The 21,891-nt window shown below is 63.5% G+C and carries 23 protein-coding genes; 9 read left to right on the top strand and 14 right to left on the bottom strand.

Going from position 1 to position 21,891, the window contains the following annotated elements; translation table 11 throughout:
• Positions 1–50: 50 nt before the first annotated feature.
• A complete protein-coding gene (locus NKJ73_RS28130) occupies positions 51–392 on the top strand; it encodes an antibiotic biosynthesis monooxygenase family protein (protein ID WP_352571831.1) in 342 nt (113 codons plus the stop codon).
• A 26-nt stretch (positions 393–418) separates the two neighbouring features.
• Here NKJ73_RS28130 and NKJ73_RS28135 read toward each other — a convergent pair whose 3' ends face one another.
• The 11 genes from NKJ73_RS28135 to NKJ73_RS28185 form a co-directional block, all read right to left on the bottom strand.
• The gene (locus NKJ73_RS28135) at positions 419–1,252 is read right to left on the bottom strand and encodes an SMP-30/gluconolactonase/LRE family protein (protein ID WP_352571832.1); all 834 of its coding nucleotides are present in this window, start codon (positions 1,250–1,252) and stop codon (positions 419–421) included.
• Positions 1,253–1,263: 11 nt separating this feature from the next.
• Complete coding sequence (locus NKJ73_RS28140; RefSeq protein ID WP_352571833.1) at positions 1,264–3,039, bottom strand: CoA-transferase; 1,776 nt, start codon at positions 3,037–3,039, stop codon at positions 1,264–1,266.
• Positions 3,036–3,821, bottom strand: a complete 786-nt coding sequence (locus NKJ73_RS28145; protein ID WP_352468260.1) for an enoyl-CoA hydratase/isomerase family protein — start codon at positions 3,819–3,821, stop codon at positions 3,036–3,038. Before NKJ73_RS28145 ends, NKJ73_RS28140 begins: the two co-directional genes overlap by 4 nt.
• Before the next feature lie 2 nt (positions 3,822–3,823).
• Positions 3,824–5,029 carry a CaiB/BaiF CoA transferase family protein gene (locus tag NKJ73_RS28150; protein WP_352571834.1) on the bottom strand — a complete coding sequence of 402 codons (1,206 nt, stop codon included), beginning with the start codon at positions 5,027–5,029 and terminating at the stop codon, positions 3,824–3,826.
• A complete protein-coding gene (locus tag NKJ73_RS28155) occupies positions 5,026–5,832 on the bottom strand; it encodes an SDR family NAD(P)-dependent oxidoreductase (protein WP_352571835.1) in 807 nt (268 codons plus the stop codon). Before NKJ73_RS28155 ends, NKJ73_RS28150 begins: the two co-directional genes overlap by 4 nt.
• Before the next feature lies 1 nt (position 5,833).
• The gene (locus tag NKJ73_RS28160) at positions 5,834–6,829 is read right to left on the bottom strand and encodes an ABC transporter permease (RefSeq protein ID WP_352571836.1); all 996 of its coding nucleotides are present in this window, start codon (positions 6,827–6,829) and stop codon (positions 5,834–5,836) included.
• 30 nt (positions 6,830–6,859) lie between these two features.
• Positions 6,860–8,392 carry a sugar ABC transporter ATP-binding protein gene (locus NKJ73_RS28165; protein WP_352571837.1) on the bottom strand — a complete coding sequence of 511 codons (1,533 nt, stop codon included), beginning with the start codon at positions 8,390–8,392 and terminating at the stop codon, positions 6,860–6,862.
• Positions 8,382–9,365, bottom strand: a complete 984-nt coding sequence (locus NKJ73_RS28170) for an ABC transporter permease (protein WP_352571838.1) — start codon at positions 9,363–9,365, stop codon at positions 8,382–8,384. Before NKJ73_RS28170 ends, NKJ73_RS28165 begins: the two co-directional genes overlap by 11 nt.
• Before the next feature lie 139 nt (positions 9,366–9,504).
• On the bottom strand, positions 9,505–10,536 hold the full coding sequence (locus tag NKJ73_RS28175; RefSeq protein WP_023677042.1) for a sugar ABC transporter substrate-binding protein: 1,032 nt from the start codon (positions 10,534–10,536) through the stop codon (positions 9,505–9,507).
• A 23-nt stretch (positions 10,537–10,559) separates the two neighbouring features.
• Positions 10,560–11,411, bottom strand: a complete 852-nt coding sequence (locus NKJ73_RS28180) for an IclR family transcriptional regulator (RefSeq protein ID WP_023677043.1) — start codon at positions 11,409–11,411, stop codon at positions 10,560–10,562.
• A complete protein-coding gene (locus NKJ73_RS28185; RefSeq protein ID WP_352571839.1) occupies positions 11,411–12,553 on the bottom strand; it encodes an ABC transporter substrate-binding protein in 1,143 nt (380 codons plus the stop codon). Before NKJ73_RS28185 ends, NKJ73_RS28180 begins: the two co-directional genes overlap by 1 nt.
• A gap of 622 nt (positions 12,554–13,175) precedes the next feature.
• On the opposite strand from NKJ73_RS28185, the gene cyoA reads away from it, so the two are divergent.
• From cyoA to cyoD, 4 genes are read left to right on the top strand one after another with little or no spacing between them, the layout of a single operon-like run.
• Positions 13,176–14,099 (top strand): ubiquinol oxidase subunit II, encoded by a 924-nt coding sequence (gene cyoA / locus NKJ73_RS28190; RefSeq protein ID WP_084641133.1) that lies wholly within the window; start codon positions 13,176–13,178, stop codon positions 14,097–14,099.
• A gap of 2 nt (positions 14,100–14,101) precedes the next feature.
• Positions 14,102–16,108, top strand: coding sequence for a cytochrome o ubiquinol oxidase subunit I (gene cyoB, locus NKJ73_RS28195; RefSeq protein ID WP_023677047.1), 2,007 nt, complete (start codon positions 14,102–14,104; stop codon positions 16,106–16,108).
• Entirely contained in the window at positions 16,105–16,755 is a 651-nt protein-coding gene (gene cyoC, locus NKJ73_RS28200) for a cytochrome o ubiquinol oxidase subunit III (RefSeq protein WP_023677048.1), read from the top strand. Before cyoB ends, cyoC begins: the two co-directional genes overlap by 4 nt.
• Positions 16,752–17,180 (top strand): cytochrome o ubiquinol oxidase subunit IV, encoded by a 429-nt coding sequence (gene cyoD, locus NKJ73_RS28205; RefSeq protein WP_023677049.1) that lies wholly within the window; start codon positions 16,752–16,754, stop codon positions 17,178–17,180. Before cyoC ends, cyoD begins: the two co-directional genes overlap by 4 nt.
• 153 nt (positions 17,181–17,333) lie before the next feature.
• Here the strand turns inward: cyoD and NKJ73_RS28210 are convergent, their stop codons facing one another.
• Complete coding sequence (locus tag NKJ73_RS28210; protein WP_352571840.1) at positions 17,334–17,822, bottom strand: YbhB/YbcL family Raf kinase inhibitor-like protein; 489 nt, start codon at positions 17,820–17,822, stop codon at positions 17,334–17,336.
• A 136-nt stretch (positions 17,823–17,958) separates the two neighbouring features.
• On the opposite strand from NKJ73_RS28210, the gene NKJ73_RS28215 reads away from it, so the two are divergent.
• From NKJ73_RS28215 to NKJ73_RS28225, 3 genes are all read left to right on the top strand, one after another.
• Entirely contained in the window at positions 17,959–19,140 is a 1,182-nt protein-coding gene (locus NKJ73_RS28215) for a DUF3182 family protein (protein ID WP_352571841.1), read from the top strand.
• Positions 19,141–19,229: 89 nt separating this feature from the next.
• Positions 19,230–19,601: a SpoIIAA family protein gene (locus NKJ73_RS28220; protein ID WP_352571842.1), complete on the top strand. Its 372-nt coding sequence runs from the start codon at positions 19,230–19,232 to the stop codon at positions 19,599–19,601.
• Between the two features lie 17 nt (positions 19,602–19,618).
• Positions 19,619–19,834, top strand: coding sequence for a hypothetical protein (locus tag NKJ73_RS28225; protein ID WP_031211849.1), 216 nt, complete (start codon positions 19,619–19,621; stop codon positions 19,832–19,834).
• A 39-nt stretch (positions 19,835–19,873) separates the two neighbouring features.
• Here NKJ73_RS28225 and NKJ73_RS28230 read toward each other — a convergent pair whose 3' ends face one another.
• Positions 19,874–20,197, bottom strand: a complete 324-nt coding sequence (locus NKJ73_RS28230) for a hypothetical protein (protein WP_023677054.1) — start codon at positions 20,195–20,197, stop codon at positions 19,874–19,876.
• Positions 20,198–20,401: 204 nt separating this feature from the next.
• Complete coding sequence (locus NKJ73_RS28235) at positions 20,402–20,839, bottom strand: Lrp/AsnC family transcriptional regulator (protein WP_352449541.1); 438 nt, start codon at positions 20,837–20,839, stop codon at positions 20,402–20,404.
• Positions 20,840–20,968: 129 nt separating this feature from the next.
• Here NKJ73_RS28235 and rocF point away from each other — a divergent pair, with 129 nt between their 5' ends.
• Positions 20,969–21,889 (top strand): arginase, encoded by a 921-nt coding sequence (gene rocF, locus NKJ73_RS28240; RefSeq protein WP_352571843.1) that lies wholly within the window; start codon positions 20,969–20,971, stop codon positions 21,887–21,889.
• Positions 21,890–21,891 lie beyond the last annotated feature (2 nt).

Below are 21,891 nucleotides of genomic sequence, written 5' to 3' on the forward strand. Positions count from 1 at the left end.
GGCCTTGCCGAACGCCGCGGACCAATCAGACCAGCAGGAATTCATTGGCCATGACAGAGAAAGCTACAGAGAAACGCCCGACCATCGCTCGTATCTGGCGCGGCAGAACCGTGCCTGAAAAGGCGGATGCCTATGAGAGTTACAATTACAAGGCCGGCATCAAGCCGCTGATCGAGAAGGCGCTGGGCGTGCAGACTTTTCGCGAGGACACGCCGACCCATTCGGAGTTCGTGACGATTTCCTATTGGGAAAATGTCGAGGCGATGGCGGCCTTCACCGGCGGCGATCCGACGAAAATCCACCATCTCGAGCGGGACGAAGAGTTCCTGATCGAGCTGCCGTCGCGGGTGCAGGTGTTGCGCATCCGATCGAGTCACGGGCGGCTGGGATAGGGCAGCGCCGCCCGGTTCGGCCCGATCTAAGAAATCGCCGTCAAGTCGATTTCGGTGATGTGCCAGCGGCCGAGATTTGCGGTGTAGAGCTTGTCGTCCTTGAAGGCAATGTTGGTTGGGTGGGCGAGCGTCGTTGCCGCCGGATCCTCGATCAGCACCTCGAGCCCGCTATCCTTTCGCCAGCGGTAGATGCGGCTCGGCTCGTAGCAAGAGATGAACAGCGACCCGTCCGGTGCCAAGGCGACGCCATCGGGAACGTTGTTCACGCCCTCCACAACGAGCTGGCGAGGTCCTGCCGTGCCGTCGGCACGGATCGGCACATAGCTGAGGCAGGCCGCATGGCTTTCCACGACGTAAAGCCCGTTGCCATCCGGCGCCATCGCCATGCCATTGGCGAAAGCCATGGTCTCGCTACACCACAGGCCGCCTTCGCCGGTCTTCAAATCGTAGCGAAAGATGCCGGAGCGGTTGTCTTCACCGAGGCTGTCGGAAACGTAGAGCCAGCCGCGCGCCTCGTCGATCACGGGATAGTTCGGCACGCGGATGCCGGCCGAGGCGAAGCGCGTCATATCAGCCGTCGCGGCATCCCAGCGAAAGATCGCCGCATGTCTGAGATCGCACGCGAAGCAGTTGTCCGCGCTATCGAAGGCGATGCCGAGCAGAAAGCCGTCCGTACCGCCCATGCGTTCGACCGAGCTGCCATCGGCGGCGAGGCGCAGCAGGTCGCCGGTTTCGGTGCCGCACCAGATCGAGCCGTCGCGATGGATGGCCACGCCTTCCGGATGGGCGACGCGCGGGCTGGTGAAGATGCCATCGAAGAAGACCCTCGCGGCCGACATTTCGAGCAACGGCTTTGCCATGCGCACCCCCTTCAATCCGGTGCAGTATGCGACCGCCGTGCGGCAATACAGCGCTCGACCATCCGCCGGTCGGCGGCGAGGATCTCGGCGATAAGCGCGCTGCGCTCCCTGGCGCTGACGAATTCGAGGCGGCGCAGACCGAGCGGGTCGATGCGGTTTCGCAGGATGTCGAGCGTCTCGTTCGAGGGTAGCGCAACTTCGCGGCAATCGGCATCGAATGTCAGGGCAAAGCCGGTGGCATCCTGGAGCTGCTGGCGCGTCACGCCCGGCATGGTCTCGACGACGGCCAATTGCCGGCTCTCCCCGTCGAGCCGAAACACGCAAAGGTCGGTGAACACCAATGCCGCGCCGGTCCGATAGCCCATCGGCTCGCGTTCGGCCTCAGTCAACAGGCCGCGCGCCGAGCTGGCAATCTCGACCGTCTCGACCAGCGACTGCACGGAATGGCGGGGGACGTAGAGCAGATAATCGCGATGCATGTTGGCGACGTCGGCCATGCCGCCTTGCCCGGGCAGCCGGATAAGGCTGCCGTCACGCTTGCGCAGCGCAATGGTGTTGACGCGCCCACGGCGGTCGACCTGCGCGGCACCGACGATCTCATGCGTCACCGCGCCGGGCTGGTAGTAGGTCGAATAGGTGTCGTCGCCGCCGGCATGCGCCACCGCCGTCTCGCAATCGAGGCTTTCGATCAGCGACAGGATCATCGGGCTCGGTGCTATGTCGAGATGGCCGCAACTCATGGTGGCGATGATCATGTCCGGCGCGTGCGTCGCTTTGGCCAGCCGGTAGGCGACATTGGCGAGCGGCGACACCGCGCCGGCACTGGCAAAGCTCTCATTGTCGAGCTCAGCGGCGATGCGGGCGGCGATGATCTCGTCGATGGACGCCTCCTTGTTGCCGTGCACGAGCCTGGGCATTGCGAGGACTGTTTCAGCGCGGACTTTTGCAGCGTCTTGAACCCGCTCCGGCACGCCTTCCGAAGGCATGCTCAGGCTGTCCGACAAAGGTATTTCCTTGGCCGCGAACGCCCCCGCCAACGCCTGATAATCCGTCACATAGAATGGCAGGCAGGAGGCGGGATAGGCGCCGCCTGGTGCCAGCGCGATCGCCGACACCTGGTTGCGGGTCAAAATGCTCTGCCGACCATCATGCCGCAGCGCTCCGACCGGGACGATCTCCTCGACCGTCACCAGCACCTCGCGCGCCGCGCCGGCCATGGCGAAATCCAGCGCCCGTGGTCCGATGATCTGGACATTGCCGCTCTCGTCGGCACGCTGGGCATGGACGACGAACGTATCGAGCCGCAAGGCCGGGATGATCCCGGTCGTGATTCCCGCGATCGGATCGGGCGCGGCGATCGCACCCGGCACGCGCGCCAGCATGTCCGAACCCTCCGGAAGCTGAAACGGCATCAACGGCAGGTTCTGCTGCCCCGCCCGCAGCGCCTGGATCATGGCCAGCGCCGTCCAGTCGCGGACCGGCACGGCATTGGTCTCGGCAGCCGCGCGGAAGCGCGGCGGCAAGCCAAAAATATCGAGGCTGGAAAAGCAGATATCGACCTCCGCCACGGCATTCGCTTCGAGAAGCAGTTCGAGCGGCAGGCCGCCGGCCCAGCAGACATAGCGAAGATCCTTGACGCCCAAGCGGGCGATGGCCCGCAACAAGGCGATCGGCAGCCGGGCAAAATGATGGCCACCGACACCGAAGACGTCGCCGCCGCCGACCATCGCGGCCAGGCCCTCGACATCGGTGAAGCGCGGCCGGTTTTGCTTGACCAGGGACGTCATTTCGCAGCCTTCGGCCGCGTCGCGCTCTTTTCAGCAAATTCCTTGACGCGCCGCTGGCCGGTCTCGCTGCGGTACAGGCCACCCAGGACATCGCGCTCCATGGCAAGGCCGTCGGCCAGATCGCCCGACACGGCATGCGCGGTCAGCGCTTTCAGCCCTTCGATCGCTGCGGCCGGTTCGGCGGCGAGCATCTCGGCAAGGTCCAGCACCCGCGGCATCAGCCTTTCGGCATTGACGATCTCGTTGACCAGACCGGCGCCGACGAACTCGGAAGCCGGCACGATGGCGCCGGTCATCAGCAGAAAATTGGCGCGGTTGCGGCCGAGCTTCTGGACGCTGCGCTGGGTGCCGCCGCCGCCGGGGACCAGCCCGAGCTTGATCTCGGGCAGGCCGAGCTTCGCGAACTGGTTGGCAATGACGATGTCGCAGCACAGCACCAGCTCCATGCCGCCGCCGAGCGCAAAACCATTGACCGCGGCGATGACCGGCTTGCGGTTCTGCTCGATGGCCGCATACATGCGCGTGCCCGCCGCCTGGAAGGCGTCGAACTCGATAGCTGTCTGGGCGGCGTATTCCTTGATGTCGGCGCCGGCCATGAAGCCGCGCCCCTCGCCGGTCACCACGATCGCGCCGACGCTGTCATCCTGCGACAACGCCTCGAAAACCTCGGTGATCTCGCTCTGCATCAGCCGGTTCATGGCATTGAGCTGATCGGCGCGCCGGAAGGTGACGACCGCGACGCGGCCGGACATTTCCAGAGTGAGTGTCCGGTAAACGCTCATCGTCAGGCAGCGTCCACGGTCATGTCGCCGGACGCCTCCAGCGCGGCGATCTCGTCGCTGTGGAGGCCGAACTCGGCCAGTATCTCGCGGCCATGCTGGCCGACCAGCGGCGCCGGCCGCTCGATGGTTGCCGGCGTCTCGCTCATCTTGACCGCCGGCGCGACCACCCTGACCTTGCCGCCGCGCGGATGATCGTAGCTGGTGATCATGCCCAGGTGCTTGACCTGCGGGTCCTCGGCTGCGCGCCTTATGTCCTTCACCTCGGCACACCAGATGTCGGCTGCCAGCAGCCGCGCCAGCAGGTCCTGCGTGGCAAACTTCCTGGTTTCGGCGTTGACCTTGTCGAACACCTCGTCGCGCCTGTCGAACAGCGTCTTCAGATCGTCGTAGACAGCAAGCTGCGGCGCCTCCAGCACTTCATACAGCGTCTTGAACGGGCTCATGGCGATCGACACATAGCCGCCGTCCTTCGCTTCATAGACACCGAACGGCGCCTGCATGCCGGGGTGGCCGATGCCGGAATTCGGGCGCACGAAATCCTCGCCGAGATTGAGCACGGCGACATATTCCTGATTGAGATGCGCCAGCATGCCGGCGAGCAGATTGACCTCGATCTTCTGGCCCTTGCCGGTCTTCTCGCGATAGTAGAGCGCCGACAGGATGCCGTAGACCATGTTCATGGCGCCGATCTGGTCGGCCAAGCCGGCACCGGCCGGAACAGGAGCCTGATCGCCGCGGCCGGTGTTGGAGATCAGCCCGGACAATCCCTGGATCAGCATGTCCTGACCGGGGCGCTCGACATAGGGGCCTTCCTCGCCATAGCCGGAGCCCGAGCAATAGATGATGGCGGGATTGACCGCCCTGAAATCCTCGTAGCCATAGCCGAGCCTGGCGAGCACGCCGGGGCGGAAATTCTGCACCACCACATCCGCCTTCTTGGCCATGTCCATGATGATGGCATGCACCTTGCGGCTTTTCAGGTTGAGCGCGATGGAGCGCTTGTTGCGGTTCCAGGCGAGGAAATTCGGGCTTTCGGAGCCGCCGACCCATTTGGCGAAAAAGGTCATGCTACGGAACATGTCGCCGGCGCCGGCGCGCTCGATCTTGATGATGTCGGCGCCCATGTCGCCGAGCAGCTGCGTGGCGAACGGCCCTTGCAGCAGATGGCTGAAATCGAGAATGCGGACGCCTTCGAGGGCTTTGTTCATTTCATGTCTCGTTGGTTGTCAAAGCAGGTCGGGTACGTAGCGGGGTGCTGCGGTGAGGCCGCCGTCGACGCGCAGGTCGGTACCGGTGGTGAAGCCGGCGGCGTCGGAGGCCAGATAGACGGCGGCTTCGGCACCTCGGACGGTTTGCCGATGCGGCCGAGCGGATGCATCTTGACCCAGGCCTTGGCGAGATTGCCGCCGATCTCCTTGACCAATTTGTCGTTCATCGGCGTGTTGATGGTGCCGGGCGAGATCGAGTTGACGCGGATGTTGAGCGGGCCGAACTCGACCGCCATCTGGCGCGTCATCGCCATCACCGCACCCTTGGCGCCGGCATAGGCGGTCCAGCCCTCGAGCCCGATATGACCTTGCGCCGAGGCCATGTTGATGATCGAGCCGGATTTCTGCGCGATCATATGCGGCAGCGCATATTTGCAGCCGCGGAACACGCTGGTCAGGTTGACCGCGATCAGCCGGTGCCACTGCTCGTCGGTCATCTCATGGACCGGCATGCCGCCGATGGCGATGGCGGCATTGTTGACGAGAATGTCGAGATGGCCGGTCTTGCCGACGGCTGCGGCGATAAGAGCGGCGATATCGGCCTCGTCCGCGACGTCGCAATGGATGTAGTCGGCGCGGTGGCCGGCGGCGCGCAGCTCGGCTGCGAATTTTTCACCCTTCTCGTCGGCGATGTCGCCGAGGAAGACGTGCGCGCCTTCCCTTGCCATCGCCTCGCTGATCGCGTGGCCGATGCCGTCGGCGGCGCCGGTGACGATTGCGGTTTTCCCTTTGAGACGATCCATATCAGCCTCCAATGGCGTGCCGGCGCTTTGCTTCGTCGAAGGCGACGGCGGCAATGATGATCATGCCGGTGATGACCAGTTGCCACTCGGTCGGCAGGCCGAGACCGCGCAGCCCGTTGGACAGGAACTGCAGGATCAGCACGCCGAGCGCCATGCCGGTCAGGCTGCCTATGCCGCCGGCAAGGCTCACCCCGCCGAGCACGGTGGCGGCAACGACCTGGAACTCGAAATTCAGCCCGGCCGTATGCTGCGCCGAACCGACGCGGGCTGCCAGGATGATGCCGGCTACCGTCGCCAGCAGCGCGCTGATGATGAAGCAGGTGAACTTGACGCGGCGCACGTCGTAACCCGCCAGCCGTGCCACTTCCGGATTGCCGCCGACGGCATAGATCTGCCGCCCGAACGGCCGGTGCTGCATCACGTAGGCGAAGACGGCGAGCAGGACGATGGCGATGACAGCCGAATAGGGAACGACGTTGAACAGGCGGCCGTCCGACAGCGCGATGAAGCTGTCGAGCGCGGCATCGTCTGGAATAGCACGCTGGCCGGTATAGAGATAAACGCCGCCGCGCATGATGAACATCGTGCCCAGGGTCACGATCAGCGAGTTGATGCCGGCATAGGCCGTCAGATAGCCATTCACGACGCCGATGATCAGCCCGAACAGCAGCGCGCCACTGATGCCGAGCACAAGCGAGTTGGTGTCGTTCATGATGATGATCAGCGGCAGCGCGATCGTCGCCAGCAGCGAGCCGATCGAGATGTCGACCTCGCCTGATATGAAGACGATGGCGCAGCCGATGCCGGCTGTCAGCGCCAGCGAAGCCTGACCGAGCACATTGGTGATGTTGCGCACGGAGAAGAAATTCTCGGCGGTGAAGGAAAAGAACGCGATCACCAGGATGAGGCAGAGGAGCAATGCCAATTCCTGCCGCGCGACGAGCCGCGCCAGCATGGACGGCCCAGCTTTCATGGTGTCGGTGCTTGCCAGGCTCATCGCTTGGTCCCTTTGCGAAGCGTCATCGTCTTAGCCGATCGCCGCATTGAGGATGTTCTCCTGCGTGGCCTCGTCGCGAGGCATGATCGCGGTGAGGCGGCCTTCGCACATCACCGCGATGCGGTCGGCAAGCCCCAGCAGCTCGGGCATTTCGGACGTCATCATGACGACCGCCAGGCCCTCGCCGGCGAGCCGGTCGATGAGCGCAAAAATCTCCGACTTGGCGCCGACGTCGATGCCGCGGGTCGGCTCGTCGACGACGATCACCTTCAGGCCTCGCATCAGCCAGCGCGAGATCAGCACCTTCTGCTGATTGCCGCCGGACAGATTCTTGACCTGCTGGAACAGGCTGGGCGTCCGGATGCGGAAACGGTCGACATAGTCCTGCACCGCCTTGCGTTCGCTGACCTTGTCGACGAAGCCCATTCTGGCGAAGGCGCCGAGTGAGGCGAGGCTGGCATTCTGGTAGACCGGCAACTCGCCCATCAGCCCCTCGCTCTTGCGGTCCTCGGTGAGCAGGCCGATGCCGAGCCGGACGCCGGTGTGCGTTTCGTGCGGCAGCAGCCGGCTGCCATCGACCGAAATGGCGCCGGAAGTGATCGGGTCGAAGCCGACGATGGCCTTGGCGAGCTCGGTCCGGCCGGCCCCCATCAGGCCGAAGAAGCCGAGGACCTCGCCGGCATGCGCCTCGAACGACACATCCTTCAGCTTCTTGGCGGTGCTGAGCCCTTCAACGGAAAGCGCGACCTTGCTGCCCGGCGCGCCGCGCTTGCGAGGGAACAGGTTTTCGATGCGCCGGCCGATCATGTCCTGGATCAGCGTGTCGTTGGTGTGCTCGCCGATCGGCCTGGTCGAGACGTGGCGGCCATCGCGCAGCACGGTCACGGTGTCGGCGATCTCGAAGACCTCGTCGAGCTTGTGGCTGACATAGAGCACCGCGATGCCGAGCGCGGCCAGCCGGCGGATGACGGTGAACAGCAGCGAGACCTCGTTCGGCGTCAGCGAGGAGGTCGGCTCGTCCATCACCACGACGCGGGCCTCATGGGCGAGTGCGCGGGCGATCTCGACCATCTGCTGCTGGCTGACCGGCAGCGATCCCGTGCGCGCCGCCGGGTCGACATTGAAGCCGATACGCTTGAACAGAGCGGCCGCATCGGCACGGATCTTCTTCCAGTCGATCGAGCCGCCTTTGCCGGTCGGATAGCCTTCGAGGAAGATGTTTTCGGCGACGCTGAATTCAGCGATCAGCGCGATCTCCTGGAACACCACCTTGATGCCCTCTTTCAGGCTATCGCGCGGCGACTTGATGTCGGCCTCGCGGCCGCGCAGGCGGATGGTGCCGGCATCCTTGCCGTAGACCCCGGCCATGATCTTGATCAGCGTCGACTTGCCGGCGCCGTTCTCGCCCATCAGGGCATGGATTTTGCCGGGTTCCAAGGTCAGATCGACATTGTCCAGCGCCACCACGCCGGGAAAACGCTTGCCGATGCCGCGCATCTCCAGCGCCGGCACGCTTTTGTCGACGGCCGCGGTTTTGCCGGGGTGAAGGAAATCAACCGACATTGGCTCTGTTCCGGACGATGTCGAGATAGGTCGCCAGGATGATGACGATGCCAGGCACCACCATCTGCAGGTCCTGGTTCCAGCCGAGGATGATGATGCCGTTGTCGATGACCTTCAGCACCAGCACGCCCAGCAACGTGCCGAGCAGCGAACCGCGGCCGCCAAGCAGGCTGGTGCCGCCGAGGATGACGGCGGCAATCACCGTCAGCTCGAAGCCGCGGCCGGCGGTCGGCTGGCCGGCATTCATCAGCGACGACAGGATCATGCCGGCGATGCCGACGCACAGGCCGGTGACGACGAAGGCGAACAGTTTCAGCCGTTGCGAGCGCACGCCGGAGAGACGAACCGCGCGCTCGTTGGCGCCGACAGCGTAGAGATAACGGCCGAGCGTGGTGAAGCGCAGCGTTGCCGCGGCCAGCGCGAAAATCAGCGCGGCAATGACTACGGGCAGCGGGATCGCGCCGAGATAGCCGGCGCCGAGATCGGTGAAGCCGGCAAGCCGGTGGTGGTTCTGCACCGCCTCGCGGGTGAACAGATAAACGCCGCCCTGCAGCATCATCATGGTGCCGATGGTGGCGATCAGCGAGTTCACTTTGAGCCTGGTGACGACCAGCCCGTTGAACAGGCCGACGGCACCGGCAAAGGCGAGCGCCGCCAGCAGCCCGAGCGTCAGGCTGTGCGTTGAATTCAGCACGGCCATGCCGATGCAGCCGACAAAAGCCAGCGATGCACCGACCGACAGGTCGACTTCCGCGGTGATGATCAGCATCGTCATGCCGGAGGCGACGATCAGCACCAGCGCGCATTGGCGCAGGATGGCGATGATGTTGGCCTCGGAATAGAATTGCGGCGCGGCAATCGAAATGGCGATGCAGAGCACGGCCAGGATCACGCCGAGCACCAGCTGGCTGCTGCCCAGCAGCTGGCCGCCGATGAAACGCCTTGGCGCGGAGGATTGCGTAAGCTCGCTCATGTCCATTTCATTTCCGGGCCCGTATCGGTGCCGTCGCCGTCTGGAACTGCCGGCCAAAACAGGACGGTTGCCCTGTTTTGCCGTCGGCATATCCGATCCGCCACCCTTCCCGCCGTGCGGGAAGGGCTACCCGGAATCCTTACTTCTTCAGATCGGCGGAAGTTTTCATGCATTTTTCCGGTGGCTGAAGCGCATTGACGGCATCCCATTTGATTTTGCGTGTGGTGCCATCGTAGTCGTAGAACTTCTTCCAGTCGTCACCGTTCATCGGCGCGGTGGGGCTGACGATGTGTTCCGGCACCTCTTCGCCGTTGAAGAGCTTAACCGCTGCATCGATGGCGGTGTAGCCTTCCTTTTCCGGGAACATCGCGGCTTCGATGCGATAGGACGGCTCGTTCTGCATTGCATTGATGAAGGCGAGGCCTTCGCCGCCGGTGCCGACCGTCAACAGGCCGTCCTGCGACTTGCCGGCCGCTTTCCAGGCCTGAAGGCCGCCGAGCGAGGAGGAATCGTTGATGCCGTAGATGATGTTGATGTCGGCGTTCTTGGCAAGTGCCGCCGAAGAGACCTCGAGCGCGCGATCGGGATTGCCGCCACCGTCGAGGTCGTGGACCATGACCGCGTCGGGGATGATGGTCTTCAGGCCATCCATGAAACCCTGCGACCGCAGCACCGTGGCGGACAGCAGCGGCAAGCCGACATTCATCACCTTGGCTTTGCCTTCGAGCTTTTCCTTGGCGTATTTGCCGGCTTCGACGCCGGCGGTGTAGCCGGTGTCGTAGTCGCAGATCGCGACCATTGTGGTCATGCCCTTGACCGGATTGCCTTCGAGCACGACTGGAACGTTGTTGGATTTCGCCTGGCGCAGCAGCGGCACGACGCCTTCCTCGTTGACGGGCGTGATGATCAGGACGTCGACGCCCTTGGCCATGAAATCTTCGGCGGCGGAGACCTCCTTGGCAACGTCCAGATTGGCGTCCTGCACCTCGAGCTCGATACCAAGTTCCTTGGCGCGGGACTGCATGCCCTTGATGACGTTCTGATACCACTCATGCGTGGCGTAGTTGGTGACGTAGCCGATGCGCTTCGGCATGTTTTCGGCGTGTGCCGCGGCGGCGCTCAGAGCAAGCACCGCCGCCGAGGCAAACAGCATCGATTTGGACCAGTTCATGTTTCTTCTCCCTGTATTTCTTGTCAGTTGCTGAACGGATAGTCCCGCCGTTCCGGGTCGGCACGTGAAGAGGCGGCAGCTTCGCCCGCGCCCAGCGCCGCCGATATCGTCTCGGCCGCCGCCTTCGTCCGCTCGAAGACGGTGCTGCGATCGAAGCGGGCGGCCTTTTGCGGCAGGAAGGGGACGGTGAGCGCGGCAATGACGGCGCCGGTATGGTCGCGCACCGGCATCGAGATGTTGGTGCAGCCCTCGACAGCCAGCGAGGCGCGCATTTCATAGCCGAGCCTTGCGACCTCGTTCAGCCGCGCTTCGATTTCCGTCCGGCTGCCTTGGCCTTCGCCTGCGGCGACGATCCGTTCGACGATGCGGTCGCGCTCGGCGCGGCTCGAATGCGCCAGCAGCACCGCGCCGGAGCTCGTTTCGAGTATCGGGAAATGCGAGCCAAGGGCAACCGAATAACGCATCGGCAAAGGCGAATCGATCTGCAGCACGACCAGTGCGCTCTCGCCTTCGCGCACGACGAGATGGCAGCTCTGGTCGGCATTGGCGGCCAGGCCGCGCATCACCGGCAGCGCACATTCGACCAGGCGGTTTACCGGCGGATGCATATGCGCCAGCTCGAACAGCTTCAGCGACAGGCGGAAGCGGTCCGATTGCGTCCGGAAAATGTAGCCGCGCTTCTCCAGCAACAGCAGGATGCGGTAGATCTCGTGAATGGAGCGCCCCATTCCGGTGGCGATCTCGGTTTGGGTCAGCGGCTCGCCGCTGGCAGCCATGAATTCCAGTATGTCGAGCGCCTTCTCCACCGCCGGCACCCGATAGCCGTTGCGGCCGCTTTCGCCTTCGTCGACGATCTGGGCAATATCGGCGGCCATTACGCGACGCTCCGTTGCGGCTGGCCATGCCTGGTCTCGCGATAGAGCCGGTTCAGCCGATCCGCGAGCTCGGCCGCCTGCAATTCGCCGGCGATCGCCGCCGCGGCATGAGGGGCGCATTGGCGGAAGAAGCTGATGAAGCCCGGATGGGTCGGGCGCAGATAGGAGGCTTCGATCGTCGCCAGAGTCGAGGCGAAGAAGCCGCCCGAGAGCGCGTTGACCTCGGTATCCTGCCACGCCGCCAGCGACCCCGGCTGTCCGCCGGATTTCACATAGTCGCCGCGCTGATAGCCGGGCGAGCACAGAAATAGCGCGTAATCGATGGCTGCCTGCTTGTGTTTCGATTGGGCGCTGACGCCGATGCCGGCGCCGCCGAGCAAGGCGCCGGCGGATCGCGGCGTCGGCACGTCGGCGAAGCGCAGATACGGCCTGTCTGCCTTAGAGGCGTAGTTCACATAGCCGAAGGCGAACGGCACGTAGACCACGTCGTCATGCGCGATCATCTGATCGTAGCAACGGATCGGGTTCCATTTCGGCGAGTTCGGGTGCGACAGCGCCGCAAGCTGGCGCAACTGCCCGACGGCCTGCTCGATTTTTTCCCCGGCGATGAACTCGTCGCCGTCTTCCCGGGGCTCACCCAGCGTCAAAAGCAGGCACATGGCGTCAGTCGGCACCAACGGCAGCCCAAGCCATTTGCCGTCCTTCAAGGCGCGCCGGCCGAGCTCCAGCACCTCGTCATGGCTGCGCGGCAGCGGCCCGTAGCGCTCCAGCAGATCGGGGCGATATGAGGCAACCTGACAGGCAGCATCGATCGGCAACGCCCATTGGCGCCCGTCCCTTGCGTAGGATTGCCAGGACGCGCCGACCGAATCCCGTTCGAAGCCGCGGCGCTGCTCGGCCGACAAATCGAACGGCACCATCAGCCCGCCTTCGGCAATATCGCCGATGAACGGATGGTCGAACACGACAAGATCATAGGCGCCGAGCACCGGACCAAGCGCGCCCTCGCCGAACTCGTAGAGGCTGCGGCGGTCCCATTCGATCTCAAGACCGGGATTGGCGGCACAATACGGCCCGATGCTGGCGTCGAGCGGACCCCAGCAGCGTCGGTGATCCCACGCGAGGCCGCGCAGTCTTGTCATGCCGAAATTCCTCCCAGAGGCGGCCATGCGCCGGCCCAGCCGATTAGTAGCAACTATTTTCACCTAGACAAGTAGTTTTTACATACGCAAAGCCAGTCCTCGCTTCTGTTTGGCGAGAAAGCCGCCCAACCATCCTTGGTGCGCATCGCGTTGCCGCCGGCCTGCAACCAAAGGCTGCGATGGATCTGGCTTTTTGGGAACTTTCGCGACGAACATTCGTTCGGTTGGCGCAGCCATCTGGAGCAGCATCACTGGGCAGCGTCACTGGATTCAGCGCCGAGTCGCGGGGAGCGGACTAAATGGACAACGGTGGGCGCGGCCATGAACCGGTTTACCGCCTTGGCATTCGCCACGTTTCTGGCGATAACTTCGATCTGGGTCCTGTCGCTGGTTTCTTAAGATTTGGCTCTGGTTGCTTGGGATTTGCCGCTGGTTTTTAGGATTTGGAGGGGTTCTCGACAGGTCGACCGCTTAACGATGACGTCCGCCGCATGTGGTTCTGCCAGCCGGAGCCGCGTGCGTGAAGAAACTGTCGCCAGGAGCACACCGGCGCGCACATTCGGGGTTGGCAGCCACGCTGCCTGCAACGTTCCAATCGGTTTTCAGGAAACGGCGAGATCTCATGCTGCTGAGGGTGATCGTTCGAAACTGTGCCGCCATCCGTCTTGGCTGCCTCGGCGCGACGATTTTGCTGGTCGGGCTGCTTGCCGGCTGCCAGGGCGGCGTGCTCGATCCGCAAGGGCCGGTGGGGGCGGCGCAGCGGACGATCCTGCTCAATTCGGTCGCCATCATGCTGGCCATCGTCATCCCGACGATCGTGGCGACGCTCGGCTTTGCCTGGTGGTTCCGGGAAACCAACACAAGAGCGCGGTACCTGCCGGAATGGGCCTATTCCGGACGCATCGAACTGGTGGTCTGGTCGATCCCCATCCTCGTCATCCTGTTTCTGAGCGGCATCATCTGGATCGGGTCGCATGACCTCGATCCAATGAAGCCGCTGGATTCGCAGCAAAAGCCGCTTGAGGTGCAGGTCGTCTCGCTCGACTGGAAATGGCTGTTCATCTACCCCGAGCAGAATGTGGCGAGCATCAACCAGCTCGTGGTGCCGGCGGGCAGGCCGGTGCATTTCTCGCTTACCTCGGCAAGCGTCATGAACGCGTTCTTCGTGCCTCAGCTTGGCGGCATGATCTATACGATGAATGGCATGACGACGCAGCTTCACCTGCAGGCGGATCAGCTCGGCGAATTCTATGGGCGGTCGGCCCATTTCAGCGGTGACGGTTTTCCAGGCATGCAATTCGTGCTGCATGCCGTCGCAGCGGATGCCTTCGACGCGTTTGTCAATTCGGCGCGAAGCCAGGGACAGGCACTCGACAAGGCCAGCTACCAGGAACTGGCCAGACAGAGCATCGACGTGCCGCCTTCGACCTATCGCTCGGTCGAGCCGGACCTTTTCCATGAAATCGCGACGCAGGGCGTTCCGCCCGCGCCCGGTCCCCAGGCCGGTCGCCCCGAGCCGAGCGTATCGCCCGCGACAGGAGGCTGACAATGCTCGGAAAATTGAGCTGGGACGTCATTCCGTTCGATCAGCCTCTGCCGATGATCGCCTCGGCGGTCGTCGCCCTGGCAATTCTCGGCGTGCTGGCCTGGGTCTTCCTGGCCGGCCATTTCCCCTATCTGTGGCGCGAATGGATCACCAGCGTCGATCACAAGCGGATCGGCGTGATGTACACGCTGCTGGCGCTGCTGATGCTGCTGCGCGGCTTCAGCGACGCCGTCATGATGCGGTCCCAGCAAGCCCTCGCCTTCCAGGCGCCCGGCTATCTGCCGCCCGATCACTTCAACCAGGTCTTTTCCGCCCACGGCACCATCATGATCTTTTTCGGGGCGATGCCGTTCGTCATCGGCCTGATGAACCTGGTCGTGCCGCTGCAGCTCGGCGTCCGCGACGTTGCCTTTCCGACGCTCAACTCGGTGAGCTTCTGGCTCACCGCCACCGGTGCGCTGCTGGTCAACATCTCGCTGGTGATCGGCGAATTCGCCCGTACCGGATGGCTGCCCTATCCGCCGCTCAGCGAGACCGCCTATTCGCCGGGCGTCGGCGTCGACTATTATCTGTGGGCGGTGCAGATATCGGGCGTCGGAACGCTGCTCACCGGGATCAATTTCGTCACCACGATCCTGAAGATGCGGGCGCCCGGCATGAGCTACCTCAGGATGTCGATGTTCTGCTGGACCTCACTCGCCGCCAGCCTGCTCATCGTCGCCGCCTTCCCGATCCTCACCGCCACGCTCGCGATGCTGACGCTCGACCGCTATTTCGGCTTTCATTTCTTCACCAATGAAGCCGGCGGCAACATGCTGATGTTCGTGAACCTGATCTGGGCCTGGGGCCATCCCGAGGTCTATATCCTCGTCCTGCCGGCGTTCGGCATCTTCTCGGAGGTCATCTCTACCTTCTCCAGCAAGCCGCTGTTCGGCTACCGCTCGATGGTGGCCGCGACGCTCTTCATCTGCATCGTCTCCTTCATGGTGTGGCTGCACCACTTCTTCACCATGGGCGCCGGGGCCGACGTCAACGCCGCGTTCGGCATCGCCACCAGCATCATTGCTGTCGGTACCGGCGTGAAGATCTACAACTGGATGTTCACCATGTATGGCGGCCGCATCCGCTTCGCGACGCCAATGCTGTGGTCGCTGGGCTTTATGGTGACGTTCGTCATCGGCGGTATGACGGGCGTGTTGCTGGCCGTGCCGCCAGCCGATTTCCTGCTCCACAACAGCCTGTTCCTGGTGGCGCATTTCCACAACGTCATCATCGGCGGTGTGCTGTTCGGCGCCTTCGCGGGATATACCTACTGGTTTCCAAAGGCATTCGGTTTCCGGCTGCACGAGGGCTGGGGCAAGCTGGCCTTCTGGCTGACTCTGATCGGCTTCTACGTCACTTTCGTGCCGCTCTACGCTGTTGGCCTGCTCGGCATGACCCGCCGAATGCAGCATTTCGACGTGTCGGCATGGTATCCCTGGGTGCTGGCTGCCGGCGTCGGCATGTTAATCACTACCGCCGGCGTGGTCGCGCAGATCGTACAGCTCGTCGTCAGCATCCGGCAGCGCGCGGCGCTTCGCGACGCCACCGGAGATCCCTGGGACGGCCGCTCGCTGGAATGGGCCACGCCCTCGCCGCCGCCGGTCTTCAACTTCGCCGCGCTTCCGCATGTCGAGGGCGAAGAGCCCTACTGGAGCATCAAGCAGCGGGCACGCGAACAAAACCGGCTGCGCGACGAGCCTGACTACGAGCCGATCGAGATGCCGCGCAACAGTCCCACCGGGTTCATCTGCGCCTTCTTTGCGACCGTAATGGGTTTTGCCCTCATCTGGCACATCTGGTGGATGGTGGCGCTCGGCGCTCTCGGTGCTTTGGCCACCTTCGTCGTATTCGCGTGGCGCGACATCCCCGAATACGTCATTCCTGCCGCCGAAGTCGCCCGGATCGACCGCGCCAACCGAAGTGCCCGCCGCGAGGCGCTGGTTACCTACACAGGGCCAAGGCCATGACCGCGATCGATGTTCGAGAGCGTGACCCTTACCGCCTCCATGGCGGGCACGGCCATGCACCTGGCCACGGCGACGGCGGCCCGGCACCGATCCGGATCGTCGTCGGCTACGGCTTCTGGATCTTCCTCCTGAGCGACATCGTGATGTTCTCGGCCTTCTTCGCGGCCTACGCCGTGCTGGCGGGCAAGACGGCGGGCGGACCAAGCGGGGCCGAGCTGTTCGACCTGCGCAACGTCGCGATCGAGACGGCGGCCCTGCTTTTGTCGAGTTTTACCTGCGGTCTCGCCAGCCTCGCCGTGACAGCGCGGCGAAGCTCCTGGTTCTATGTCGCGATGGCTGTCACTTTCGTGCTCGGCGCCAGCTTCATCCTGCTCGAGTTGCGCGAGTTCGCGCATATGGTTGCCCGCGATGCCGGACCGACGCGCAGTGCTTTCCTGTCGGCGTTCTTCACGCTGGTTGGATGCCATGGCCTTCACGTGACGGCGGGGCTGCTGTGGCTGCTCACGATGATGGCGCAGATCTTCGCCAAGGGATTCCGTGACGATATTCTTCGGCGTTTCATGTGCTTCAGCCTGTTCTGGCACGCCCTCGACATCATCTGGGTCGCCCTGTTCACGGTGGTCTATCTCCTGGGAGCAAGTCGATGAGCAATGCGGACGATCGCCACGCGCAACGGCGCGACACCGATGGGCTGGAGCGCTACGACATCGATACGGCGCCGGGTGACGAATACCTCGGCGACACCGAAGTCGGATCCGGGCTACGCGGCTATGTGATCGGCCTCGGGCTGGCAACGCTGTTGACCATCGCCTCGTTCTGGTTGCTCGGAACCAACCTGATATGGGCACCCGGCATTCCGGTGGCGCTGGTCGTGCTTGCGATCGCCCAGATGGGCGTGCATCTCGTCTTCTTCCTGCACATCACGACGGGGCCGGACAACACCAACAACGCTCTAGCGCTTGCCTTCGGCGTGCTGATCGTAGTTCTGGTGATTGGCGGCTCGATCTGGATCATGGCCAACCTCGACCACAATTTGATGCCGATGAACGCGATCATGAACATGAACCGCTGATGCATGTCGCGCAAAAGTGTGCAGCGGTTTTGTGATAACGACATGCGTAAAAACAAGAATCTAAAGCGCGTCGCATGAGGCCGATCGAACGCGACGCGCTTTAGCGATTATTCCGGCCGTTCGCCGCAGTTCATGCGACAGCGAGCTCCGGTCTCAAGCCCGTTCGAATGTGCCGACGAGCTCGGCCTCTCCCACAACGTGCGGCGCGGCCTGTTTCAGCACGTCTTCGACGGCAGCCTTCTCGTCGAGACGCAGCGTCTCGACGTCGACCGCAAGAAGCCGGAAATGGTAATGGTGGAGCCCATGCCCAGGCGGCGGCTGGGGGCCGTCATAATGAGGATTGCCGAAATCATTGACGCCGTGTCCGAGGCTCTCGGTCTTGGCGCCGGCGGTCGTGCCTTCGGGAAGAAAGTTCCGCTGTGCGTCGATGTCGTAGACCGCCCAATGACGGAACATGCCTGAAGGGGCGTCGGGGTCCTCGACGGCCAGGACGAAGCTTTTGGTTCCTTGCGGCGCGTCCGTCCACTCCAATGGCGGCGAGACGTTGCCGCCGTCGCGGGAATAGCGCGGCGGTATTTTTTCGCCATCGAGCTTTGAGCGTGAAAGCCATGGTCTCGATCTCCCTGGCTGAGGTTCCCGCATAACAACCGCGAGCCACCGATGTTCCGGGCAGCCACCTGGTCAAACCCGCAGCCGGCCGTTGGCCGGAACATTCGCCGAGGAAGCGGGTTTTTCGGTTCGGACGCATCGCCGCGGAATGGCGGCAAGAGGCTCGGCAATGGACGAAGGGCGCGACATGACCGGGCTAAGCGGTAAGCAACCAAGCGGGGCGAAAGGTGTTGTGGTCGCATTCTCCGTGCCGGGCGGCGAGACAATCTATACCCACGAGCGGGAAACCGTCGCTGCCGTTGCGCGCACGATTGCGGCGTTGAAGGGCTTTGCCTTCCGCCAGGGCCTGCGTGACGGCGGCGGTGACAGTGGCCGACTGTATTTCGTGCCGGACGACAGCCTGCTTGCCGTCGATGCGCTCCAACTGGGCATAAACGGGCCGGACGACCTCTTCGGCGGTGTGGTGCCCTGGCGCCTCGCAACCACCAAGGCCATAACCCACGAGCTGGTGGACGGATCGGCGGCACGGCCAAAAGAATGGCACGCCGGCTTCGGCAGGGCCGTCGCCGCGGCCGTACTGCCCGGTTACACCGCATTTTCACGCCACGACGCGCTGCGCGCAGCGGAACGTCTGCTACAGCTCGGGCTGGTCCGGTTCAAGCCACCGCGCGCTTCGAGGGGCCGCGACCAGCACACCGCCGCGACCGTCGCCGATATCGAAAGGCTGCTGGATCGATATCCATCCTCCGACCTGAGGGAATACGGCCTTGTTCTCGAAACGGAGCTTCGCGACATCGTCACGCTGAGCATTGGCAGAACGGCGATCGACGGAACATCGGTCGCCTATTACGGCGTGCAGCGGATGACGGCCGACAATGCCGGACAGCCCGTTTACGGCGGATCCGATCTGGTCGTCGTGCGCGGCGGATGGGAGGCGCTCAACAGGCTGCAGCTTTCTCCGGCGCTAAGTTTGGCTGTGGCGCAGGCGAGGACCTACGACGCGGCGATGGATGGCTATCCCGGATTTTTCGCCTCACGGCGCAACTACGACATCGGCCAAGGTGTCGATTCCTCGAGCATCTGGCGATCGGGAGTGCTGGAAGCCAGTTGGCGGATCGGCGGCAGCAGCACGGCCGAGCTTGCGGCAATGGACGCCATGACGCGTGACCCCGACGTGCAGATTGTGCATGTCTCCGCCGTCAAGCAGTTCGGCAACACCGCGCAGCTGCCGCTGAATGCAGAAATCCACTTCGACGGAGAGGACCCCGAGGAGGGCCAAATCACGCGTTACACCGTCGTCACCCAGGTGATCCGAGGGCCGGTCGGGGAAGCCGGCCGATCGTCATTTTAGGTCGAAGTGAAACACGCCTTTGGCAGGGAACATCCGCGAATGGCCCGAGTTTGTTTCAGGCAGCCAGCCAGTCAGAAACCGGGGGAAAAATGATCGAGATGATTTCCGCTCCCCAGAACGTCGCCGCCTTTCGTGTCACCGGCACTGTGACAGCGGACGACTACGACAGAGTCATCCCGGCAATCGAAGCCAAACTGAGCGACCATAAGGACATCGGCGTCCTGACCGATCTTACCGATTTCGAGGACATGACGGCTGGCGCCTTGCGGCGCGACCTGCAGTATGGGCTGAGCAAACTTGGCGAGTTCCACCGCTTCAAACGTGCCGCCGTGATTTCCGACAAGCAGTGGATCAAGGCAGCTACGGAAATGACGGACGCGCTGTTTCCGCAAATCGAGGCGCGGGTGTTCCCGGAGGACGAAAAAGCCCAGGCCCTGAAATGGGTGGCAGGCGTACAATAGCGGTGTTGGAGAGTGCCATGCCGTTCGACAAACGACAGGATTCAGAAGGCCTCTGGGAGGTCTATGACAGCGAGAGCGACGAAGCCGTCGTGGTCGGCGGGTTGCCGCTTTCCGGTCTCGACGAAAGCGAAGCCGATGAAGCGATCGAAAAGCTCAATCGGGGCGATCTGACGTCGGACAACATCCCCGAGACGGTTCGGTCAGGGTGGCCTCCGACCAAGGACGGCTTGTGATGACAGCCTGACGGACGTCACCGAGGACCGGTCGCGGATCTACGACGAGGCCTTGACCCCGAGCTTGCGGGCTTTGTCCTCAAATTCGTCGCGAATATCCTCGATCGTCGGCAGATGCAGGCGCCGCAGCTGGGAGTGCAACTTTTTGGCGGCATCTGAGCTCAGGTCGCGCTTGAAATTGGTCGCGACCTCCTCGGCCGAGCCGTAATGGCGATAGCGCTCGATCTCGGTCTTCGTGGCTTGCTGGACGTGCTCGAGCGTCTTGCGTTCGGCATCGGATTTTCCGTCTGGTTTGGCCCGCACGACCGGATTGAACGCTTTGCTGATAACGAATTCGACCAGTTCCTGCTGGGCGTGAGCCATGATTGTTCTCCCTCGAAGAAGGGCTGTCCGAGCCTAGAACGGTTCATCGGGGGAAACGCTGAACCGATCTCTCTTGTTTGACGCAATTCCGAACGGAAAACCGTTTCACACTTTTCCTGGAATTGCTCTAACCGCACCGGCAATTGAAGGTTCTGTGGCTTCGGATTTCGTTATCGCTACAGGCCCAAGGCGGTTCCTCGAAGGTCACAGCCGCGCCTTGGTGGTGCGCGGCGTTGCCAGGAGCAGGCTTGTTTCGCTGCCGGTAATTCCGGGGATCAGGCGGATACGTCTCAGCACCGCGTCGAACTCGCTCAGGGTCTGGGTTCCGAGTTCTATCACCAGATCCCAGCGGCCATTGGTGGTGTGGATGGTCGAGACCTCGGAGAAGCCGCCCAGCGCCCGAATGACGCGATCGGCGGCGTGGCCTTCGATCTCGATCATCATGATGCCACGCACGCGCTGATCGACCGCGTCGGCGCGCAGAATGACGGTGTAGCCGACGATGACGCCGTCTCTTTCAAGCCGCTCGATCCGGGACCTTACCGTTGCCCGGGAGACACCCAGGCTAACGGCAAGGTCGGAAATGCTGCGCCGGGCGTCGTGCCGCAAAGAGGTGATGATCTGCTCGTCGAGGCGGTCCATGATTGCTCACAACGGAAGTAGATGCTGCCGCTATGGTAAGGCACTTCGACAAATTTGCCAATTTGACATGTTCATTCTGCCAGCGATGCCGGCTTCAATAAAGGCATCGTAATTGGCGGGGTATGACAAATGCATTGCACGATCGTTGGGGCGCCGATCCAGGCCGGCTCAGGCCGCATGGGCTGCGAGATGGGGCCGAGTGCGCTGCGCACGGCCGGCCTGGCCGGCGCACTGACCGAGCTCGGCCATACGCTGACCGACCTCGGAACGATCGTCCCTGCCGACATGCGTCCTGTCGTACACGGCAACGCGGCGGTGAAGGCGCTGCCGGAAATTGCGGCCTGGACGGCGGCAATCAGCGAAACGGCCTATGCCGCGAGCGCCGATGCGATGCCGATCTTTCTCGGCGGCGACCACAGCATTTCGGCCGGCACGCTCGCCGGCATTGCCCGCCGGGCGGCGAATGCCGGCCGGCCGCTCTTCGTGCTGTGGCTCGATGCGCACCCCGATTTTCATACGCTCGACACGACGACCAGCGGCAATTTGCATGGTGTGCCGCTGGCTTATGCCAGCGGGCAGCCCGGCTTCGAGGGCTATTTCCCCCGCCTTGCAGCGCAGGTGGACCCGGCTCGCATATGCGCGCTGGGGATCCGCAGCGTGGACCTGGCGGAACGGGAAGCGTTGCGCCGAGCCGGCGTGACGGTCCACGACATGCGTTCGATCGACGAGCACGGCATCGCGCAACTGCTTCGCGCCTTTCTCGAACGGGTGAGCGCCGCCAACGGCATGCTCCATGTCAGCCTCGACGTCGATTTTCTCGACCCGTCGATCGCCCCGGCGGTGGGCACCACCGTTCCCGGCGGCGCCACCTTCCGCGAGGCGCATCTGGCGATGGAAATGCTGCATGACAGCGGCCTCGTCAGCAGTCTCGACCTGGTCGAGCTCAACCCTTTTCTTGACGAGCGCGGCCGCACCGCCACGCTTTTGGTCGACCTGACCGCAAGCCTGATGGGCCGGCGGATCATGGATCGCCCGACGAGGGGGTTCTGAGC

Origin of the sequence: Mesorhizobium sp. M0074 (genome assembly GCF_040322975.1) — a bacterium.
In the GTDB taxonomy this organism is placed as follows: Bacteria; Pseudomonadota; Alphaproteobacteria; order Rhizobiales; family Rhizobiaceae; genus Mesorhizobium.

What these genes read in the sequence shown, in the direction of transcription:
- NKJ73_RS28130 (WP_352571831.1), top strand. Translation starts at nt 51, where the DNA reads ATGACAGAGAAAGCTACAGAGAAACGCCCGACCATCGCTCGTATCTGG.
- NKJ73_RS28135 (WP_352571832.1), bottom strand. Translation starts at nt 1,252, where the DNA reads ATGGCAAAGCCGTTGCTCGAAATGTCGGCCGCGAGGGTCTTCTTCGAT.
- NKJ73_RS28140 (WP_352571833.1), bottom strand. Translation starts at nt 3,039, where the DNA reads ATGACGTCCCTGGTCAAGCAAAACCGGCCGCGCTTCACCGATGTCGAG.
- NKJ73_RS28145 (WP_352468260.1), bottom strand. Translation starts at nt 3,821, where the DNA reads ATGAGCGTTTACCGGACACTCACTCTGGAAATGTCCGGCCGCGTCGCG.
- NKJ73_RS28150 (WP_352571834.1), bottom strand. Translation starts at nt 5,029, where the DNA reads ATGAACAAAGCCCTCGAAGGCGTCCGCATTCTCGATTTCAGCCATCTG.
- NKJ73_RS28155 (WP_352571835.1), bottom strand. Translation starts at nt 5,832, where the DNA reads ATGGATCGTCTCAAAGGGAAAACCGCAATCGTCACCGGCGCCGCCGAC.
- NKJ73_RS28160 (WP_352571836.1), bottom strand. Translation starts at nt 6,829, where the DNA reads ATGAGCCTGGCAAGCACCGACACCATGAAAGCTGGGCCGTCCATGCTG.
- NKJ73_RS28165 (WP_352571837.1), bottom strand. Translation starts at nt 8,392, where the DNA reads ATGTCGGTTGATTTCCTTCACCCCGGCAAAACCGCGGCCGTCGACAAA.
- NKJ73_RS28170 (WP_352571838.1), bottom strand. Translation starts at nt 9,365, where the DNA reads ATGAGCGAGCTTACGCAATCCTCCGCGCCAAGGCGTTTCATCGGCGGC.
- NKJ73_RS28175 (WP_023677042.1), bottom strand. Translation starts at nt 10,536, where the DNA reads ATGAACTGGTCCAAATCGATGCTGTTTGCCTCGGCGGCGGTGCTTGCT.
- NKJ73_RS28180 (WP_023677043.1), bottom strand. Translation starts at nt 11,411, where the DNA reads ATGGCCGCCGATATTGCCCAGATCGTCGACGAAGGCGAAAGCGGCCGC.
- NKJ73_RS28185 (WP_352571839.1), bottom strand. Translation starts at nt 12,553, where the DNA reads ATGACAAGACTGCGCGGCCTCGCGTGGGATCACCGACGCTGCTGGGGT.
- cyoA (WP_084641133.1), top strand. Translation starts at nt 13,176, where the DNA reads ATGCTGCTGAGGGTGATCGTTCGAAACTGTGCCGCCATCCGTCTTGGC.
- cyoB (WP_023677047.1), top strand. Translation starts at nt 14,102, where the DNA reads ATGCTCGGAAAATTGAGCTGGGACGTCATTCCGTTCGATCAGCCTCTG.
- cyoC (WP_023677048.1), top strand. Translation starts at nt 16,105, where the DNA reads ATGACCGCGATCGATGTTCGAGAGCGTGACCCTTACCGCCTCCATGGC.
- cyoD (WP_023677049.1), top strand. Translation starts at nt 16,752, where the DNA reads ATGAGCAATGCGGACGATCGCCACGCGCAACGGCGCGACACCGATGGG.
- NKJ73_RS28210 (WP_352571840.1), bottom strand. Translation starts at nt 17,822, where the DNA reads ATGCGGGAACCTCAGCCAGGGAGATCGAGACCATGGCTTTCACGCTCA.
- NKJ73_RS28215 (WP_352571841.1), top strand. Translation starts at nt 17,959, where the DNA reads ATGGACGAAGGGCGCGACATGACCGGGCTAAGCGGTAAGCAACCAAGC.
- NKJ73_RS28220 (WP_352571842.1), top strand. Translation starts at nt 19,230, where the DNA reads ATGATCGAGATGATTTCCGCTCCCCAGAACGTCGCCGCCTTTCGTGTC.
- NKJ73_RS28225 (WP_031211849.1), top strand. Translation starts at nt 19,619, where the DNA reads ATGCCGTTCGACAAACGACAGGATTCAGAAGGCCTCTGGGAGGTCTAT.
- NKJ73_RS28230 (WP_023677054.1), bottom strand. Translation starts at nt 20,197, where the DNA reads ATGGCTCACGCCCAGCAGGAACTGGTCGAATTCGTTATCAGCAAAGCG.
- NKJ73_RS28235 (WP_352449541.1), bottom strand. Translation starts at nt 20,839, where the DNA reads ATGGACCGCCTCGACGAGCAGATCATCACCTCTTTGCGGCACGACGCC.
- rocF (WP_352571843.1), top strand. Translation starts at nt 20,969, where the DNA reads ATGCATTGCACGATCGTTGGGGCGCCGATCCAGGCCGGCTCAGGCCGC.